This window comes from Paenilisteria newyorkensis, assembly GCF_000766145.1.
In the GTDB taxonomy this organism is placed as follows: domain Bacteria; phylum Bacillota; class Bacilli; order Lactobacillales; family Listeriaceae; genus Listeria_A; species Listeria_A newyorkensis.
The window spans coordinates 43,725-62,772 of the sequence record NZ_JNFB01000016.1 but is presented as its reverse complement, the minus strand read 5'-3'; the positions used below and the strand labels follow the sequence as shown (position 1 = coordinate 62,772).

The following is a 19,048-nucleotide window of genomic DNA, read 5'->3' as shown; positions in this document are numbered from 1 at the left end:
TGAGTCCGGTAGAATACCGTCTTCAGGCCAGCCAAGAAGTCTAATTAAATTTGGTCCAACTTTTGGGGTTCAGTACATTTTTAGAAAAGGTATGGCAGGATTTTTGTGTATTTAGATAATGTTTAATTCTACTTCGATATTACCGCGTGTTGCTTTCGAGTACGGGCATACTTGGTGAGCTGTTTCTACTAGTTTTTGCGCAGTTTCTGCATCAACGCCTTCGATGTGGACAGCTAGGACAACACCAATTTTGAAGCCGTTATCTTCGGGATCGCTGTATAACGATACGGTTCCTTCTACTGTGCTCGCTGCTTCGATTTTTTGTTTGGACATTACTAATTCTAGCGCGCTATTGAAACATGCGGAGTAGCCAGCTGCAAATAATTGTTCTGGATTTGAGCCTGAACCGCCCTCGCCGCCTAGTTCTTTTGGTGATGCGATGTCTTGGAAGAAAATGTTGTCTGGAGAATGTACTTCTCCTTTACGTCCACCGGTATTGATTACTGTTGCTTCATATAATTTTTTCATGTTTCGTTCCTCCATTATTTTCTTGAATTTTGGTCGTCAGTTCTTTTATTCCCTTTAGCATCTGTTTGTAATCTTGCTCGGTAAATGCGAGCTTGGAGATGCAGTCGGCTACACTTTCTAAAACGGCTGGCTTCATATCCACTGCTTTTTTGGTGAGCTCGATGTATACTTTTCGTTCGTCTTCTGTACTGCGTGATCGTTTGACTAGTTCCATGCCTTCCATTCGCTTCAACATCGGCGTTAAGGTTCCGCTGTCGAGTGAGAGGTTGCTTCCTAGCTCTTTCACCAGCTGCTTCGGTTCTTCCCAAAGCGCCAAAAGGACTAAATATTGCGGATAAGTAAGTTGAAAAGGTTCCAATGCTTGTCGGTAAAATTTCGTGAATTCACGTGAGGCGGTATAAATAGAAAAGCAAAGTTGTTCGTCTAGGATTCGTTTTTGACTGGCCATCGTTCTTCCTCCTAATTAATTTGTGCACAATTTAATTGTAAGCTATTTTTATAAGAAATGCTAATTTATTGCTCAAAAAAAGAGAGACACCTCCAAATTGGACGCCTCTCTTGCGTTTTATTGATACTTTTTAAATACTAGTGTTGCGTTGTGTCCACCGAAACCAAAGGAATTGGACATCGCCACATCGACGTTCATTTCGCGAGCTACGTTTGGAACGTAATCTAAATCGCAAACTGGGTCTGGATTGTTTAAATGAATCGTTGGTGGAACGACACTGTCGCGGATTGCTAGCACGCTGAAAATGGCTTCAATACCGCCAGACGCGCCTAGTGTGTGTCCTGTCATTGATTTTGTGGAGCTGATTGCGAGTTTTTTAGCATTATCGCCGAACACAGTTTTGATTGCTTGTGTTTCGTAATCGTCATTATACGGCGTGCTTGTTCCGTGGGCATTGATGTAGTCCACGCTATCCACGCCGATTTCTGCGTCATTTAACGCCATTTGCATCGAACGAGCGGCACCTTCTCCACCTGGAGCTGGCGCTGTGATATGGTACGCATCGCCTGTCGCGCCGTAACCCACCACTTCCGCATAAATTTTTGCACCGCGGGCTTTGGCATGTTCTAATTCTTCTAAAATGAAGATACCAGCGCCTTCTCCGATGATAAAACCGTCGCGATCCACGTCGAATGGACGGCATGCTATTTCTGGATCAGGATTAAGTGACAAGGCTTTGTTGGCAACGAAACCAGCCACAGACATTTTTGTGATCGGCGCCTCGGCACCACCTGTAATCATCACATCAGCATCCCCACGTTGAATAACTTTAAAAGCGTCACCGATCGAGTTTGTTGCCGTCGCGCAAGCCGTAACCGTTGCTGAGTTAATGCCTTTTGCGCCGTGACGAATCGATACTTGACCACTCGCCATATCCGGAATCATCATTGGCACGAAAAATGGGCTAACACGGCGATGTCCGCGATTTAAAAAGGTTTCATATTGCGTCTCAAATGTTTCCATACCGCCGATCCCCGAGCCAATCCAAACACCAACACGTGTTGCATTGGAGTCGTCAATCACTAGACCAGCGTCCGCAACCGCCATATCCGAACTTGCAATCGCATAATGCGTAAAGCGGTCCATTTTGCGCGCATCTTTCTTATCGATATACTTCTCAATATCAAAATCTTTCAGTTCCGCAGCGATTTTAACCGGGAAATCATCTTTATTAAGTCGTGTAAGTTCTCCAACACCGTTCACACCTTTTTTGGCATTTTCCCAGGCTGTATCGGCGTCATTACCTATCGGCGTAACAGCACCAACACCCGTTACTACCACACGTTTCTTCTCCATTTTTTCATCTCCTCATCTACAATTATCACACAAAAAATAACTTCCGCTAATCTAGCAGTAGTTGGTCATACAAAAAATGCTATTCCTCATAACAAAATATAAAAAGACACCTTCATTATATCATAAATGAAATCCGATTTCTCAAAAAGACGTATTTCCTTCCTAATTTGAAAAATAGTCTGGGATTGAATCGTGCGTTATCCCAGACATTGTTTTGCGTTATTTACCCCATTTAAGGATTAGCGCGCCCCAAGTTAAGCCGCCGCCGAATCCGACTAATAATAAGTTGTCATCGTCTTTAACACGACCTTCTTCTACCGCGTCAACTAAAGCTAGCACAATGGAAGATGCGGATGTGTTACCGTATTTGTGGACGGTTTTCATCAGTTTTTCTTCTGGTAAATCTAAGCGTTCGCGCGATGCTTCCATGATACGAATGTTCGCTTGATGCGGGATAAGCAAGTCTAATTCTTCTTTTTCCATACCCGCTTTTTCAAGAACGCGTAGGGATGCTTCACCCATTTGGCGTACAGCGAATCGGAAAACTTCGCGGCCGTTCATGTACAGTTTGCGTTTTTCGTTGAGGTTGAGGTATTTTCCACCTGATCCGTCTGAACCGAGGTCAAAGGATAATAAGCCACGTCCATCAGATACTGGTCCCATAACGATTGCGCCTGCTCCATCACCGAAAAGAACCGCGGTACTGCGATCGTCCCAATCCGTAATTTTGGATAGTTTATCTGCGCCGACAACGACGATATTTTTGTACGCGCCTGTTTGGATGAACTGAGCGGCTGTCACGGTTCCGAATGTAAAACCGGCACATGCGGCTTCGAGATCCATTGCTGCGGCTTTGTTGGCGCCTAGACGGTCTTGAATAATATTTCCCACAGACGGGAAATTGGATTCTTGCGTTACTGTTGCGACGATAATTAAATCGATGTCTGCCGGTGTTAATCCTGCGTTCTCGATCGCTGCTTTGGCTGCTTCATAAGCCATATCGTGCACATATTCATCATCACGAGCGATGCGGCGTTCCTCGATTCCTGTTCTTGAGCGAATCCACTCGTCGGATGTATCCATCATTTTTTCTAAATCCGCGTTTGTAAGGACGCGTTCTGGTACATATTTACCTACACCTAAAATACCTGCATTCATTTCGTATTCCTCCAAGAAAAATTAGTTGTGAAGCGCCTTAACTCGCTTCGGGATATGACATATAAAAAGTATAATTGCTGGTTTTTGCGAATGAGTTGGTGGCAATTTTTGGGTTTTCCGGCCTCGCGTATTTTGTTTGGTGAATTGGCGAGGCTTTTGGTTTTGTAGCCGGTTCCCAATCCAGCCTTACACGCCATCCCCTCGGAAATAGTGACAAAATTAGTCTAGAGTATACCCAAGATAAATCGGCGACAAGCGTTCGCATTCAGGGAGTTTGGCGGACTTCCGGTTCTCACATACACCAGTATGCTCCGCTTCCGGCTTCCACCAAACTCCCTGAATACAAACGCTTTCGCTCGATTTGCGTAAAGCATAATTTTTTGTCCTACCCGAAGAAATGAGTATGGCGATTTTGCTTTACCTTGGAGTCAATCCCAATTTCATGCTTGTCACTATTTCTGTCGGGGATAGACGGGCATGTTCGGCTTTTTTTATTACCTGGTCCTAATTTTAACAGAGATTCATATTTTTAACAATAGAAATCTTCTAGTTTACTTTATCGTTTACCTATAAATCTTAAAACAACCTATGATTGTCAACTTTAGATATTACATCGAATATTTTCCTCAAGGGTTCTATTTTCATAGTCAACTACCTTTCAATTTATCACGATAATTGTATTTTATCATGGTGGTTAATAAAACACGATTATCATGATAATTTCACAAGACCTTTTCCATTTTATTTATAAGCCCGAGATTATTCTTATACTTGAAAGCTAATCTTATCCTAGCTTGCCATAAACAAATACTTGTTCAATCGCTCCTTTTTATGCTAGAATGAATCGAGGAATCCTTGAACGGAGGTGTTGTGTCATGCGTTATATCATTACATTTTTCTGGGTGTTTATTTTAGCTCAAATGTCTGAGTATGTTGCGGCTTCGGTTATTGCAACGACTTACGATTTCACAATGGGGACAATTATGGCGGTCGCTATCTCTATCGCGATTTTCCTAATTCCTGTATTGATGCCAAAAGAAAGCGAAACCTACGATATTAAATAAAAAAGTGGTGTTGAGCCTAACCCGAGTAAAATCGGCGGCAAGCGCTCGCATTCAGGCAGTCTGGCGGACTTCCGGTTCTCACTACACTAGTATGCTCCGCTTCCGGCTTCCACCACACTGCCTGAATACAAACGCTTTCGCTCGATTTGTTGTAAAGCAAAAAAAACGTCCTACCCAAAAATTGGGTTGGGCGTTTTTTGTCTGATTTTGCATCCAGTCATTCACCTAAGTAATATTTATTCGTCGGTTTCAAGTCATCATCCAATTCGTACACTAATGGCACGCCAGTCGGAATCTCAAGTTCCATAATATCGTCGTCGCTAATGCCTTCGAGGAACTTCACCAATGCGCGCAAACTATTACCATGTGCGGCAATAACCACGCGTTTACCACTCTTGATTTCAGGCGCAATCGTGTCCATCCAATATGGAATCACGCGCTCTAATGTTACTTTCAAATTCTCACCGGTTGGAATCGCACTCGTATCTAACAACTGATAACGGCGATCGTTTTTTGCTTGACGTTCGTCATTTTCTTCCAAAAGTGGTGGCAATGTATCATAGCTGCGGCGCCATAGTTGGACTTGATCTGCGCCATATTTATCAGCGGTTTCTTGTTTATTCAAGCCTTGGAGCGCGCCGTAGTGACGTTCGTTTAAGCGCCATGATTTGTAGACGGGAATCCATAATTGCTCGGAGCCTTCTAGCGCATAATCCAACGTCTTAATCGCGCGGGTTAGGACGGACGTGAAGGCAACGTCAAATTGGAGGCCTGCTTCTTTGATCAGTTCTCCCGCTTTTTTCGCCTCTTCTACGCCTTGTTCTGACAAATCAACATCATGCCAGCCTGTAAAAAGGTTCAGTTTGTTCCATTCACTTTGTCCATGACGAATCAATACTAATTTCATTTCTTTCATCCTCTCCACGTTTCGTTTCATATTCCTTGTTCCCTACTTCACCAATTATAAAACGCCTGACCCAGAATGCAAGTCTGAGCCAAGCGCTTTTTTTATTCCCCTAAAATTTCAAAATCAAATCGGCCGTCTTGTAGTGTAATCGCGACTTCAGAATGTGGCATAATTTTTCCAGCGACGATTTCGCGGGCAAGTGGTGTTTCGATTTGACGCGTAATATAACGTTTTAAAGGACGCGCGCCGTAAATTGGATCGTATGCCTCTTCAGCGATAAAGCGTTTCGCATCGTCGGTCATCGTAATCTTTATTTCTTGACCCGCGAGGCGGACTTGCAATTCAGCGACAACTTTCTCCACGATGCCTTTAATATTGTCCAGTGTCAGCGGTTTGAACAGAATAATATCGTCTACACGGTTCAAAAATTCAGGCTTAAACGAGGCTTGCAAAACTTCGAGGACATCTTCTTCCAGTTTTTCAGAAATTTCACCATCCACCGTTCGTTCCAGCAACATCGTAGAACCGATATTCGACGTCATAATGATCACCGTGTTTTTAAAGTCAATCAGGCGTCCTTGGGAATCGGTAATCCGGCCATCATCCAGCACTTGAAGCAAGATATTGAACACGTCGGGATGCGCTTTTTCAATTTCGTCTAGCAAAATAATCGAGTACGGGTTGCGGCGAACGGCTTCGGTTAACTGACCGCCTTCTTCATAACCGACATAACCAGGCGGCGCACCGACAAGCCTTGATACCGCGTGTTTCTCCATGTATTCCGACATGTCAATCCGAATCATATGATCTTCCGAATCGAAAAGATTGAAGGCCAGCGCTTTGGCAAGTTCGGTTTTTCCGACACCAGTTGGGCCTAGGAAAATAAACGAACCGATTGGGCGTCGTGGATCTTTAATCCCAGCGCGCGCACGAATCACTGCGTCACTTACAAGCCCGACCGCGTTTTCCTGACCGATGACTTTTTCTTGGAGCGAATCTGCCAATTTCAGCAACTTCTCCCGCTCTCCTTCGACCAATTTCGCCACTGGAATCCCGGTCCATCTACCAACGATATCCGCAATTTCATTCTCCGTTACCTCTTCTTGCAAAAGTCGATCCTCATTCGCCGTCTTCTCGCGGTTCTCCTCTTCCAATCGCGCCAATTCCTTCTCAACCTCAGGAATGCGACCGTGACGGAGTTCAGCGGCTTTATTCAAATCATAATTGTTCTCCGCTTCCTCTAATTCATGACGCAAATGATCGATCTGTTCGCGAACTTCACGGATTTGGCTAATTTCATTCTTCTCAGATTCCCATTTGGATTTCATCTTGTGGGCTTCTTCTTTGTAATCTGCGAGTTCTTTTTGCAACATTTCCAAACGGCGCTCACTCGCTGGGTCCTTCTCTTCTTTTAGCGCTGCTTCTTCGATTTCCAGCTGCATCACTTTGCGCGTTACTTCGTCAAGTTCACTTGGCATCGAGTCAATTTCCACGCGAATCGTAGCGCAGGCCTCATCGACCAAATCAATCGCCTTATCTGGTAAAAAACGATCCGTGATGTAGCGATTCGACAAGCTCGCCGCCGCAACAAGCGCGTTATCGTGAATATTAACCCCATGATGAATTTCAAAACGTTCTTTCAAACCGCGCAAAATCGATACGGTATCCTCGACGGTTGGCTCTGGAACAAGAACCTTTTGGAATCGGCGTTCTAAGGCTGGGTCTTTTTCAATGTATTGGCGGTATTCGTCCAATGTTGTGGCGCCGATACAATGAAGTTCACCGCGGGCAAGCATTGGTTTCAGCATATTTCCGGCATCCATCGCGCCATCCGTTTTTCCAGCGCCGACAATCGTGTGGATTTCATCGATAAATAGCAAAATTTCGCCGTCGCTGTCTTTCACTTCTTGTAAAACGGCTTTCAAACGCTCTTCAAATTCACCGCGATATTTAGCGCCGGCAATCAAGGAGCCGATATCAAGCGAGATAATCGTTTTATCTTTCAGTCCTTCTGGCACATCTTTGCGTACAATCCGTTGCGCCAAACCTTCCACAATCGCAGTTTTACCAACGCCTGGTTCCCCGATTAAGACTGGGTTATTTTTCGTTTTTCGCGATAAAATTCGGATGACGTTGCGAATTTCGGCGTCACGACCAATGACTGGATCGATTTTTCCCGTGCGAACTTCGGCGACTAAGTCACGACCGTATTTTAATAACGCTTCATATTGTTCTTCTGCATTTTGTGTTGTCACTCGTTTTCCTCCTCTGATTTGTAAAATTGCTTCGTTTAGTTGTTTTTTCGGAATCCCTATCGCTTCTGTGATTGGGCTTTTTTTCTGGTTCATCACGGCTAGCAATAAGTGCTCCGTGGATACGTAATCGTCTTCTAATTTTTGACGTTCTTTCTCAGCATCTGCCACCAATTCGTACAGCGAAGAACTCATCGCTTGGCCGTACTGCACATTGCTTCCCGTCACGCTCGGTAATTTTTCTATTTCGTTTTGTATTGTTTTTAGTAACTGTTTCGCGTCTACTTCCGCGACTTCATACACCCGCTTCGCAAAATCGCTATGCTCTAAAAGTGCCGCGAATACATGTAGCGTGTCGATTTGTTGTTGTTTGCCTTCGATGGCTAATTGTTGAGCTGACGCGATCGTCTCCTGGACTTGTTGTGTAAATTTCTGCATTTCCATAAGTTTGACGCACCTCGTTTCAAATGATTATAGTTTCCATTATAAGTGGTCATCCGTGAAAAATCCTCCGCTCTAAGAACGAGTTTTTTCTAATCTGACCTTTACTGACCATATAGTTATTATAGTCTTTTTTATCCTTTTTGTCCAAGGAAAACGGTCGAAAAACGGATACTTTTTATTTCCAATTTTTTCGGTATAATAGAGTTATCAGGAGGCGATTTTTGTGGGGAGAAAAGATGATTACTCGATTCAGCTTGAAAACGTAACGTATTTGGCGCCGGAGGATTATGCTGGCACAACGATTCTCTTTGTGATTCAGGGCGAGCTGGTGGTTTCGCTTTCGGAGCATGATCTTTCGCTTGGTGAGGATGATTTGGTTGTTCTGAATCATAATGAAGCCTACACTGCGCGCGGTGCCAAAGATACGATTGTGATTCGCTTACATATTACGAGTCCTTTTTTCACGTCGTATTATGCGGATTATTTTCAGCTGGCTTTCGATTGTGTGTCGAGTCGGATTGATCCTGGCCGGGAAAAAATGATGACGTTATTGCGGAAGTATTTGGCGGAAATGATGATTGCGCAGTCGCATAAAGCGGAAAGTAGTAAATTGGAGATGCAGAGCGCGCTTTTTCAGATTATGTTGCTTCTGACACGATTTTTCAAGAAAGAGTTGCCGGCGCAGGATGGTGTTAGCGTTCATGATACGCGGATTACACGCATTACGCAGCAATTGGAACAGCAGTTTGATGAGCCGATTACGTTGCAGGATATCGCGGAGCAGGAATTTCTGTCTACCTCTTATTTATCGCGTTATTTCAAAAAAGTGACGGGGCTTGGCTTCCTGCAGTATTTGACGCAGATTCGGTTGAAGCATAGTTTGGAGGATTTGCGCACGAGTTCGGCTAATATTTCGCAAATCGCACAGAAAAACGGTTTTTCCTCGCCGAAGAATTTCACGACGTCTTTTAAGGCTCACTATGGAAAAACGCCTGCTACGTATCGGCAGGAAGCGTTGGCTGGTGGGGTCGCCGTTGCTGAGAAGTCGGAAGTGTTGACGACGCAAACGAAGCGTGTGGCGCAATCGCCGAGTATTTTGGCGCGACTGGTATCGTACCGCCAAGCTGCGGAGCAAGTGCATTTTGTGGATGAGGCGCCGTTTGAGAAAAAGACGATTTCGATTGCTTCTAGTAAGCCGACTGCGATTCCGGACGCGATGCATATTTTGACGATTGGTGAGTTGCGTGAGGTGTTGAAGGAGAATGTACAGACGCAGCTTGTGATGGCGAAGGATGAGCTTTCTGTGCGGTATGTCGGGATTCGGCATTTGATTCAGGGCTCGACGCTTCTGCCGGATAAGGAGACGGATGAAAAACTCCCGACTTCTTCTCCGTATGCGAACGCGGATTTGGCGATTGGGTATTTGAAAAAGCTGGATTTGGGATTGTTTATTCGGATGGAGTATCAGGAAATTGCGGTGGATGAGGAGGCTTTTTTTGAAAAATTGGAGCATTTTCTTCGTCACATGATGCACGTTTTTGGACGGCAATTTGTGAGTCGATGGTATTTTATGTATTTCGAGAAGCATTTGACAGTGATTCCTAAGAAGGAGTTGCAGCGTGTGTATGTGAGGTTGCGCGCGGTTTTGAAGCGTTTTGACGTGCGGATTCAGGTCGGGAGTTATTTGCCATTTTCGGAGCGACGGGAGGCGCCACTTTCGAACCATGAATGGATGGCGGAGACGGCGAATCAGATTGATTTTATCGCGTTTAATGCGAACCAAAATGAGGCGGTTGATTTTAGTAAGAGTGCGCACGAGGAATTCATGGTGACGCGGGATTATGTGTTGTCGAAAACGCGGAAATTGAAGCAGTATTTGCGGTCGCATCACTTGGATAAGCCGCTCATTCTCATTAATTGGAATACGTTGACGGGAAACACGCGTTATACGAATGGGACTTTTTTTCGGGGGGCATTGATTTTTCAGACGGTGCTTGCTGTGAGTTCGGAAGTAGCTGGGCTTGGTTTTTGGATTAATACGGAGCTGCATGAGGATGAGTGGAAGGAACGGAATATTCGATTGGATGGCCTGGAATTGTTCCATTTTTTCAACGGGAAACGCCCTGCTTTTTATGCGCTAAAATTTAAGGAACGGCTGTGTGGGGAGCTTGTGGCTTGTGGGAATGATTTTGTTTTGACGGAGTTTGAGGATGGGTATCAGTTGGTTTTGCTGAACTGTACGCATTTTAATCCGCTTTATTCGGTGGAGGATTCGCTTTTGCAGGATTATCGGAAGGAGTCGCATATTCGTTTGAAGGGGCTTTTGCCGGGGCATTATCAATTGCGGATGTTTCAGTTTGATCGGGATAATGGTGCGCTTTATTCGATGTATTGGGAGCTGAATAGTCGGCATGGATTAGATCAGGAAGTGCTAGATTATGCGGCACAGGCCTCGGTTCCAAAGCTTTCGGTGAGCGATGAAGTGATGACGGATGATTGGTCGTTTTATGCTTATTTGGATGTGAATGCGATTCATTTTTATGAGTTTCGGAGGACGATTTAAGAGTAGAAATGTGCCGGCGAAGTAGGAAAGCTCGCCGGCACATTTTTTATGCTTTTTGGATGGTTTTCATGTTGGGTATAAATACGACGAATAAGCATGTGACGAGCGCGGCTACTGCGATGGCTACGAAAACGGCTTGGTAGTTGCCGAATGCGCCTACGAGTTGGGCCACGATCATTGGTGCAAAAACGCCGCCGAGTGTTGCGCCTGTGTTGACAACGCCGGTCGCTGTGCCGACAATGGATTCATGCAACCGCTTGAGTGGTAAGGTGAACATGGTTGAGAAAATCATGACGGAGCACATGTAGCATAGGAAAAGCCAGAATGTGAGCACCGCGATGCTTTCGGATTGGTACACGAGGAGCGCGGAACCTGCCGTGATGAGCGCCAAGACAAAGATGACGCGTTTTTCGCGATGTTGGAAAAAGCGCCCGACGATGTAGGCTGTTCCGAAACTTCCGAGTAAACTGCCCAGTCCTGCGATGGCGACGATGATGGAGATCATGCCGAGTGAGACGCCGCGCTCGTCTGCTAAATAGGTCGGTGTCCAGTTGGCGATGGTGTATAGGACGATATTGATGCTACACATCGCGATAAATAGCAGGACAACGACGGGATTCGTGACTACTTTCCAAAATGGCATCGCAGGTTTGACTTTTGGCTGGTTGCTTTGTTTTTTCTCCTTATGCGTATTTGGCAGTTTCCAGATGACGAGGATTAAGGCTAATACGAATAGAAACGCGATGCAAAAGACGGCGCCGCGCCAGCCGAATGCTCCGATAACAATCGGGATAAGTAGCGGTCCAACGATGGATGCAATGCCTGATGTGGAGATTAAGATGGATTGGGCCCACGTTCTTTTTTCCATTGGATACGTGTCGGTGACGGTTCTGGCTGAGGATGTTGGATAGCCTGGGCCGATTCCCGCGAAGAAACGGGCTGCTATAAGGGCTATGAGCGTTGATGCTGAGCCAAAGACGATGGACGCCACGGTAATGATAGACAGCGAAATAATGAGCACGAATTTGGAGCCTAATTTGTCATTTAAATAGCCGAACGGGATTTGCATAATGGAGTAACCGATAAAAAAAGCTGAAAATATGTAACTCTTCTCGTCGATGCTAAGATGCAATTGTTCTGCGAGCGGGACTGCGATGACACCAATTACCAGTTTATCGATGTAAATCGCGATGTACCCTAGAAATAAAATCGGCAATATACCTTTTCGTTGTTGCGTTTTCTCCATGTTTCTCTCCTCCGAATGTAGCGCTTTCTTTTTATTATAGCACCATAATTTATCGTAACAAGGAATTATCTAAACATTTGAAAAATAGTAAAGAAAAGACGCCCCTTTTTGTCCATCGCTACTTTTACGATTTTCGAGAGGACAAAAATTAGCCGTTTTGATAGCAAAAATTCTCTTATATATTCACCGTGTTGTGTCTATAATGGACGGTGAGGGAACTTTTTAATAGAGATGGAGGAGATACGATGAAGCAACAATTATTGAAGAAGTTAACGGAAAAACAGGATCGAATGGTTGAGATACGGCGGTTTTTGCATGCGCATCCCGAACTTTCTTTCCAAGAGGAGAATACGGCGGCTTATATCGCGGATTTTTATAAAGGAAAAGACTGCGATGTGCGGACAAACGTTGGTGGGCATGGCGTTGTCGTGACGATCGATAGTGGCAAACCTGGTCGGACGCTCGCGATTCGCGCGGATTTTGATGCGCTGCCGATTCAAGAAGAAACTGGGCTTCCCTTCGCCTCCGAAAACCCTGGCGTGATGCATGCTTGCGGGCACGATGGGCATACGGCATACATGCTGATTTTGGCGGAAACCTTGATTGAAATGAAAGATCAGCTCCACGGCAAAATTGTGGTGTTGCATCAGCCGGCCGAGGAAACGCCTCCTGGTGGCGCGATCGCGATGATTCGAGACGGTTGTTTGGACGGTGTCGATGAAGTGCTTGGTATCCATGTCATGTCAACGATGCCAACTGGTGAAATCGCGTATCGGGAAGGTCCAATTCAGACTGGGCGAGCCTCATTCAAAGTCAAAATCACAGGTCGCGGCGGGCACGGTTCTTCGCCACATATGGCCAATGACGCGATTGTGGCGGCGAGTGAGTTCGTTGTCGCACTGCAAACGATTATTAGTCGCCGGCTCAATCCTTTTGACGTCGGTTCCATCACGATTGGTTCTTTTGATGGAAAAGGCAGTTTTAACGTGATTAAGGATGCGGTGACGCTGGAAGGCGATGTGCGTGCAATGACCGAGGCGACTCGAATATTGATTGAAAAAGAAATCCGCCGTATTTTAGACGGGCTAGCCGTGATGTTTGGCATTACGTATGATTTAGACTATAAAAATGATTATCCGGTACTTGTAAACGATGTGGCACTGACCGAATTCGTGGCGAAATCTTTGCAAGAAACAGCGATTGCAGAAGTAACCGAGATTACCCGATGCGAGCCACAGCCGCCTTCTGAGGATTTTGCGTATTACGCGCAGGAACGCCCAAGCTGTTTCTTTTACGTAGGTGCAATGCCTGCGAACGGCGTTTTTTATCCCCATCACCATCCTAAATTCGATATAAACGAAGCGTCACTACTCATTGCAGCTAAGGCGATGGGCGCGATTGTGGCGGACTATACAACCAAATAACAAGGAGTGAATACGATGCGTGCAAAATTAATGCAAATGATTGATCAACGAAGTGAGGAAATGATTGCAATCCGGCGCCACCTTCACGCCCATCCAGAGTTATCGTTTCAGGAACAAGCGACAGCCGACTACGTAGCCAAATTTTATGAGGGAAAAGATGTGGTGGTTGAACGCGAAGTTGGCAATGGGCACGGTATCATCGTCACGATCACAGGCGACAAACCAGGAAAAACATTGGGATTGCGTGCGGACTTCGATGCGCTTCCGATTCAAGAAGAAACCGGCCTCCCCTTTGCTTCAGAGAATCCAGGCGTCATGCATGCGTGTGGCCATGACGGGCATACCGCTTACCTACTAATCCTTGCCGACTGCTTGATTCAACTAAAAGACGAACTTCCCGGCACAATCAAAATTATTCACCAACATGCAGAAGAAACACCACCCGGAGGCGCGAAAAGCATTGTAGAATCTGGACTTTTAGATGATGTCGATACTATTTACGGCATTCATGTTTTCCCTTTTTTCAATGCTGGAGAAATCGGGTATCGGAGCGGTTTTTCAATGGCTGGTCGGAGCTATTTCAAACTCGGCATCCAAGGCACTGGCGGGCATGGCTCCTCGCCACATATGGCCAACGACGCGATTGTAGCCGCATCCTATTTTGTCACTGCGATTCAAACCATCGTCAGCCGTCGCCTCAATCCTTTTGATACCGGCGTTGTGACAATTGGTTCCTTCGATGGAAAAGGCAGTTTTAACGTGATTAAGGACTATGTCGAGCTGGAGGGCGACGTTCGCTACATGACGAGTGAGACGCGCGAGCTGATTGACAAAGAAATTCGGCGTATCGTGGCCGGTTTAGAAGCCATGTACGGCATCACCGCCACGCTTACTTACACCCATGATTATCCCCCACTTTACAACGATCCCGAAGCAACAAGCGACGCTGTAACCTACTTACAAAAAGGGCTGGGCGACTATCTCATCGCCGTATCCGAAGCCGAAATGCTCTCCGGTTCAGAAGATTTCGCCTACTACCTCGAAAAAATTCCTGGCGCGTTCCTCTATGTCGGAGCAAAACCAAAAGGCGTCGAAAACCCGTATTTCAATCACCATCCAAAATTCGATATCGATGAAGATTCGTTGCCAGTAGCGGCAAAATCGGTTGCTGAGATTGTATTGGGATATTACGATTTGAATTAAGTTCACAATTACTTGTACTTGAGCTACAATACCAATAGGCCTATGAAAAACTTTTCCATGCATTTTTGGAGAAGTTTTTTTACTTATGAATTTTGTTATTTTTTTATCGACACATTTCCCACGCATTTGTATGATAGCTAAAGAATGCATAGGATATTATGAATCTTTCGTGTCAAGTCATTATATTAACTATTATTATTCCTCTCACCATGCTAAGATACGTTGGTAATCGATTTAAAAATAACTAGAAAGGGAATTGTTAGAAAAATAGCATAGAACACCCTTGTCTTACTAACATATTTTCCACAGCAGCAAAAACAAAAAATGAAAGAGGTATATAACAAAATGAAGACTCCAATGAAGAAAATAGTCAGCTTTTTGACTGTAACATCCATATTAGGAACGGGTATTGTAACACCATTTAACGTCCTCTCTGAAACACCTGTACAAGCGGCATCCGCCAGCTCTAAAATGGCGAGCGATGCCGTAGTAGCACTTTTCGCAAACAATAACCCAAGCACCAATGTCCTTAAAGTGACGACCGATCAACAAGCCATTGATTCCGCACAACAATTAGTGAACCTTGCCGTAGGTATAACCGAGGACGTAAGAGCAAACATGCAGGTAGCTATAGATCAAGCAAAAGATCTACTGAAAATAAGAAATACACCAGCAGATTATAGTCTTTTTGCAGATGATGCAGATATAACATCCGTAGCTATTACAGGAATAATGGGTAAAGGAATTACAAGTGTACGCCTACTTATAGACGGTGTTGCGAAGGCGACTGGAACACTGCATCCGGATGGAACCTACAGCATTTCCACAAACGATTTCATCACACAAGGCTCAAAGGTAGAAGTAGCGGGATATAATGGTACAAGTGAAGTATCACGCAAAACAGTAAGAGTCAGCAACAATGAAAAACCTCTCGTTCCTGGAACCAATGACACTTTAGCAAAGAAAATGGCATCCGACGCAATATTGAACCTGTTCCAAAATAATAATCCCAGCACAAATACACTTAAACCGACGACTGCTCAAAAAACAATTGATTTTGCCCAAAATTTGATTAACGTAGTCATTGATCCAGTTGTAAAAGCAAATATGCAAAAGGAACTAGATAACGCACAAGTTTTACTGAATGCTGCGAATATTAGCTTAACTGTCACTCCATTTAAACTAGGTAGCGACAACTATGTCACTGGTCAATTTTCTGGTGATGTGGCCAAAATCAGCCTTACTGTCAATAACAAAGAGGGCGTTAAGGTTGGCGTTACACCATCAGTCCTTAAATATTACGCAAAAAATGTTATTCTAAAAGATACAGATGACGTGCTGTTGACCGCTTATGATACAAAAGGTACTGTACTAGGCACGAAAAAGGTCACTGTTGAAAAACAAGTGGTTACAACTGGATCTATTGATTCTATTACCCCATTTAAGATTGGCACAGATAACTATGTTACCGGAAAATATTCTGGCGATGTGGCGAAAATCAGCCTTACTGTCAACGGTGTGGAAGGCACTAAAGTCGGTGTCACTCCACCAGACCTTAAATACTATGCAAAAGGTGTTATTCTGAAAGATACAGATATCGTGAAGTTAACAGCATACGATGTCACTGGTAAAGTGCTTGACACAGAAACTGTCACCATCGCAAAACAAGTTGTCACAAGTGGATTTATCACTTCCATCGCTCCATTTAAAATTGGGACAGATAACTATATTACTGGACAATACACTGGGGATGTCGCAAAAATCAGTCTAACTGTCAATGGTGTAGAAGGTGTTAAAGTTCCCGTTACACCATCAGCCATTAAATACTACGCAAAAACGGTCATTCTTAATACAACGGATAAAGCTGTATTAACGACATACGACATCAATGGTAAAGTACTTGATACAGAGACAGTCAGCACAACAAAATAATAATAGCTTATTGAAAAAGAAGAATTTCTCCTCTGTGGGTGAAATTCTTCTTTTTTGACTATGAAATTAACTACGCCCCGTAAACAAACGCAACAAGAACAAGAATAAATTCAAGAAATCCAAGTACAGACTAAGCGCCAATACCGGCACATCTTGCATCGTCACATCGCGCTTCATAATCTGGTTGAAATCAAACAGGATATACAGCGAGAACAGCAACGTCCCTGCTCCTGCAAAAATCGTTGACATCAGCGAGCTCAGCGGGAAGAAGATCGAGATCAGCGAAATAACAACGACAATCAGCAACGCCGCGAACAATCCTTTTGCCATGAATGATAAGTCTGTTTTCATTTTCGCTCCAACAAATCCGAGTACAGTGAACGTAACGGTTGCCGTCGCGAACGCCATCAAGACTGCGTTTCCGGCCCCTGCATCTAAATAATATTGTAACGTTGGCGCCAAGACTAGCCCGGTCACAAACGCGAAGGCGAGTAATAACCCGTATCCAATTTTAGATGCGCTCTTGCTTTTACGTACGAAAATCATCGCGATCAGTAAGGCGAACTCCAACACGACAAGCGGGATATAAAACGCCCACGGTATTCCTCGTCCGATTACAGTTCCAAGCGTTGCCATTACTAAAGATATGACGAACCAGTTCAGTACTTTTTGCATAATTTCTGCTTTCGTTGCGCCTGTTACCGCATGCTCGGCGCTTCGATATGTTTCATTCATTATATTCTCTCCCATCCTTTGATTCTTCCGCTAGTATACCATGTTGCATCCAATTTTAAAAATAAATTCTGTGCCAAACAGCACTACTCCCAAATCGTTGAAACAGCGCTTCTTCTTTATTATAAATGGTTTTCATTTTGATTAGATTAAAGATGTTCTAAATCACTTCGATCATGCCAAAACCCATACCGCGCATCGAGCCGATACCGCCTTGGACAAAGTGGTTCAATAAGTATGGCTGTCCGACAAGTTCAAATTTACCGAGCGAACAGGCCACGTGAAGATTATAACAAATAACGACAGTTTTCTTAATCGCGACTTTGCGAAACTCTAACGCGTCGATGTCTGATTTGACATATTCCCCGAATTTATCACGTAGCTGAAAATATAAATTCCGCTTTAAAATGGCTTCGAAATCTTCTTCTTCCCACCAATAAAACCAGTCTTTCTTCGTTTCCTTGTTATGATCACGACATACGATGGGTGACAACGTTTTGAACGCCATGCGCTCTGAGACGATTTGTTCTTCCTGTACAATCTGGATATTTTTCACTTTGATTTGGTTCATCTGCGAAAATGGAAGCAATTTATCTTTCACATTCACTAATGCATTATAATAATTAATACCAAGTTCGGCGTCGGCCGTCGCGAAATTAATCACGATTTTTTTCTGTTCTAACTCAATGATTTCCCCATTAAACTTTGGTTTTGGAAGGTATACAGAGAACGTGAAGTTTTTTTGTTTATTCCCGCTGTACATTTCTTTGTATTTTGCCTCGTTTGATTTTGAGAGCCCTGCCTTCATCACGCTGACGACTTTACGCCGGTAGTCTGCGGGAATCTTATTGGAACTAAGCTCGCAACTTATTTTTAGTCTCATCCCAATCCTCCTCTTGATTGTTTCCACCCGATACTAATATATCACTATTTGCCATATACATCCAATGAAAACCTTCTCTTTCTTTCTCAAACTTTCTTTAGTACAATAAAAGCAGATGCTGTTTAAACAAATCAGCGAAATCGGAGGGAAAGACATGGGTAAAGCAGTGTATCATGATATATATTTAGAATTGAAAAAAGAAATTGACGAGGATCACTACGCTTTCAAGGAAATGTTACCTACAGAACATGTTCTTGTTGAACGCTTTCATTGTAGTCGCAACACGGTACGGCGTGCGATTTCAGAACTGGTCAAAGATGGCTACGTCCAAAGTGTGCGCGGTAAAGGCGTCATGGTTATTCATCAACATGAGTCGATTGAATTCATGTTTGGCGGCGTGGAAAGCATGAAGGAATCCCTGACTCGTAACCACAAAACTTTTCAGACCAAGGTCGTTCATTTTGAGGAATTGACGGTCGATGCGGCTTTGTCAGAGAAAACGATGCTGCCTATCGGGACCGAAGTTTACTATATCAAGCGCTTACGTTTGGTCGAAGAGGAAGCACTCATTCTTGACGTGAATTATTTTGACCGGAAAGTCGTGCGTGATTTGACGCCTGAAAAAGCCGCGCAGTCCATCTATGAATACATTGAAGACGAGCTCCGCGTGAAAATCGTGACTTCCAAACGCTACATTGTCGTTGAAAAAGCACTCACCGATGACAAGCAATATCTCGATTTAGCCGACTACGATTGCTTGGCGGTCGTCAAAAACTATGCGTACGACGCCGATGGGACCATGTTCGAGTACACCGAATCACGCCATCGCCCTGACCGCTTCGTTTTCTTTGATTCTGCGCAACGATTAAAATAAACTACTCCACCGTAACTCCACCTTTGTACGCTAT

General features: G+C 44.3%; 15 protein-coding genes. 6 read left to right on the top strand and 9 right to left on the bottom strand.

The genetic code is table 11. The features are described from left to right. Nucleotides 1–111: 111 nt before the first annotated feature. The 4 genes from EP58_RS08520 to EP58_RS08505 form a co-directional block, all read right to left on the bottom strand. Nucleotides 112–528 carry an organic hydroperoxide resistance protein gene (locus EP58_RS08520; protein WP_036092418.1) on the bottom strand — a complete coding sequence of 139 codons (417 nt, stop codon included), beginning with the start codon at nt 526–528 and terminating at the stop codon, nt 112–114. Continuing rightward, nucleotides 512–976, bottom strand: coding sequence for a MarR family winged helix-turn-helix transcriptional regulator (locus tag EP58_RS08515; RefSeq protein WP_036092416.1), 465 nt, complete (start codon nt 974–976; stop codon nt 512–514). Before EP58_RS08515 ends, EP58_RS08520 begins: the two co-directional genes overlap by 17 nt. A 117-nt stretch (nt 977–1,093) precedes the next feature. Then, nucleotides 1,094–2,332, bottom strand: a complete 1,239-nt coding sequence (fabF, locus tag EP58_RS08510; RefSeq protein WP_036092414.1) for a beta-ketoacyl-ACP synthase II — start codon at nt 2,330–2,332, stop codon at nt 1,094–1,096. A 219-nt stretch (nt 2,333–2,551) separates the two neighbouring features. Beyond that, nucleotides 2,552–3,490 (bottom strand): beta-ketoacyl-ACP synthase III, encoded by a 939-nt coding sequence (locus EP58_RS08505; RefSeq protein ID WP_036092411.1) that lies wholly within the window; start codon nt 3,488–3,490, stop codon nt 2,552–2,554. Nucleotides 3,491–4,365: 875 nt separating this feature from the next. Here EP58_RS08505 and EP58_RS08500 point away from each other — a divergent pair. Next, on the top strand, nt 4,366–4,554 hold the full coding sequence (locus tag EP58_RS08500; protein ID WP_036066947.1) for a YjzD family protein: 189 nt from the start codon (nt 4,366–4,368) through the stop codon (nt 4,552–4,554). Nucleotides 4,555–4,771: 217 nt separating this feature from the next. On the opposite strand, the gene gpmA is transcribed toward EP58_RS08500, so the two are convergent. Both gpmA and clpB read right to left on the bottom strand, forming a co-directional pair. After that, nucleotides 4,772–5,461, bottom strand: coding sequence for a 2,3-diphosphoglycerate-dependent phosphoglycerate mutase (gene gpmA / locus EP58_RS08495; RefSeq protein WP_036092436.1), 690 nt, complete (start codon nt 5,459–5,461; stop codon nt 4,772–4,774). Nucleotides 5,462–5,562: 101 nt separating this feature from the next. After that, nucleotides 5,563–8,157, bottom strand: coding sequence for an ATP-dependent chaperone ClpB (gene clpB / locus EP58_RS08490; protein ID WP_036092408.1), 2,595 nt, complete (start codon nt 8,155–8,157; stop codon nt 5,563–5,565). 223 nt (nt 8,158–8,380) lie between these two features. On the opposite strand from clpB, the gene EP58_RS08485 reads away from it, so the two are divergent. Next, entirely contained in the window at nt 8,381–10,720 is a 2,340-nt protein-coding gene (locus EP58_RS08485; protein ID WP_036092405.1) for a helix-turn-helix domain-containing protein, read from the top strand. Nucleotides 10,721–10,766: 46 nt separating this feature from the next. On the opposite strand, the gene EP58_RS08480 is transcribed toward EP58_RS08485, so the two are convergent. Next, nucleotides 10,767–11,966 (bottom strand): MFS transporter, encoded by a 1,200-nt coding sequence (locus tag EP58_RS08480; RefSeq protein WP_036092402.1) that lies wholly within the window; start codon nt 11,964–11,966, stop codon nt 10,767–10,769. Nucleotides 11,967–12,211: 245 nt separating this feature from the next. Between EP58_RS08480 and EP58_RS08475 the strand changes: the two genes are divergently transcribed. The 3 genes from EP58_RS08475 to EP58_RS08465 all read left to right on the top strand — a co-directional run bounded on the left by EP58_RS08475 (nt 12,212) and on the right by EP58_RS08465 (nt 16,525). Beyond that, nucleotides 12,212–13,390 (top strand): M20 family metallopeptidase, encoded by a 1,179-nt coding sequence (locus EP58_RS08475; RefSeq protein ID WP_036092399.1) that lies wholly within the window; start codon nt 12,212–12,214, stop codon nt 13,388–13,390. Between the two features lie 15 nt (nt 13,391–13,405). Beyond that, nucleotides 13,406–14,593: an amidohydrolase gene (locus EP58_RS08470; protein WP_036092396.1), complete on the top strand. Its 1,188-nt coding sequence runs from the start codon at nt 13,406–13,408 to the stop codon at nt 14,591–14,593. 345 nt (nt 14,594–14,938) lie between these two features. Continuing rightward, nucleotides 14,939–16,525, top strand: a complete 1,587-nt coding sequence (locus tag EP58_RS08465) for an immunoglobulin-like domain-containing protein (protein ID WP_036092394.1) — start codon at nt 14,939–14,941, stop codon at nt 16,523–16,525. A gap of 66 nt (nt 16,526–16,591) precedes the next feature. Here the strand turns inward: EP58_RS08465 and EP58_RS08460 are convergent, their stop codons facing one another. Then, on the bottom strand, nt 16,592–17,260 hold the full coding sequence (locus tag EP58_RS08460) for a Bax inhibitor-1 family protein (protein ID WP_036092393.1): 669 nt from the start codon (nt 17,258–17,260) through the stop codon (nt 16,592–16,594). Nucleotides 17,261–17,417: 157 nt separating this feature from the next. Next, on the bottom strand, nt 17,418–18,140 hold the full coding sequence (gene cas6 / locus EP58_RS08455) for a CRISPR-associated endoribonuclease Cas6 (protein WP_036092391.1): 723 nt from the start codon (nt 18,138–18,140) through the stop codon (nt 17,418–17,420). A gap of 154 nt (nt 18,141–18,294) precedes the next feature. Between cas6 and treR the strand changes: the two genes are divergently transcribed. Beyond that, nucleotides 18,295–19,014 carry a trehalose operon repressor gene (gene treR / locus EP58_RS08450; protein WP_036092388.1) on the top strand — a complete coding sequence of 240 codons (720 nt, stop codon included), beginning with the start codon at nt 18,295–18,297 and terminating at the stop codon, nt 19,012–19,014. Nucleotides 19,015–19,048: the final 34 nt, after the last annotated feature.

Coding starts and splice junctions, on each gene's coding strand:
- cas6 (WP_036092391.1), bottom strand. CDS start 18,140: ATGAGACTAAAAATAAGTTGCGAGCTTAGTTCCAATAAGATTCCCGCA.
- EP58_RS08480 (WP_036092402.1), bottom strand. CDS start 11,966: ATGGAGAAAACGCAACAACGAAAAGGTATATTGCCGATTTTATTTCTA.
- EP58_RS08460 (WP_036092393.1), bottom strand. CDS start 17,260: ATGAATGAAACATATCGAAGCGCCGAGCATGCGGTAACAGGCGCAACG.
- EP58_RS08465 (WP_036092394.1), top strand. CDS start 14,939: ATGAAGACTCCAATGAAGAAAATAGTCAGCTTTTTGACTGTAACATCC.
- EP58_RS08475 (WP_036092399.1), top strand. CDS start 12,212: ATGAAGCAACAATTATTGAAGAAGTTAACGGAAAAACAGGATCGAATG.
- gpmA (WP_036092436.1), bottom strand. CDS start 5,461: ATGAAATTAGTATTGATTCGTCATGGACAAAGTGAATGGAACAAACTG.
- treR (WP_036092388.1), top strand. CDS start 18,295: ATGGGTAAAGCAGTGTATCATGATATATATTTAGAATTGAAAAAAGAA.
- fabF (WP_036092414.1), bottom strand. CDS start 2,332: ATGGAGAAGAAACGTGTGGTAGTAACGGGTGTTGGTGCTGTTACGCCG.
- EP58_RS08500 (WP_036066947.1), top strand. CDS start 4,366: ATGCGTTATATCATTACATTTTTCTGGGTGTTTATTTTAGCTCAAATG.
- clpB (WP_036092408.1), bottom strand. CDS start 8,157: ATGGAAATGCAGAAATTTACACAACAAGTCCAGGAGACGATCGCGTCA.
- EP58_RS08470 (WP_036092396.1), top strand. CDS start 13,406: ATGCGTGCAAAATTAATGCAAATGATTGATCAACGAAGTGAGGAAATG.
- EP58_RS08520 (WP_036092418.1), bottom strand. CDS start 528: ATGAAAAAATTATATGAAGCAACAGTAATCAATACCGGTGGACGTAAA.
- EP58_RS08505 (WP_036092411.1), bottom strand. CDS start 3,490: ATGAATGCAGGTATTTTAGGTGTAGGTAAATATGTACCAGAACGCGTC.
- EP58_RS08515 (WP_036092416.1), bottom strand. CDS start 976: ATGGCCAGTCAAAAACGAATCCTAGACGAACAACTTTGCTTTTCTATT.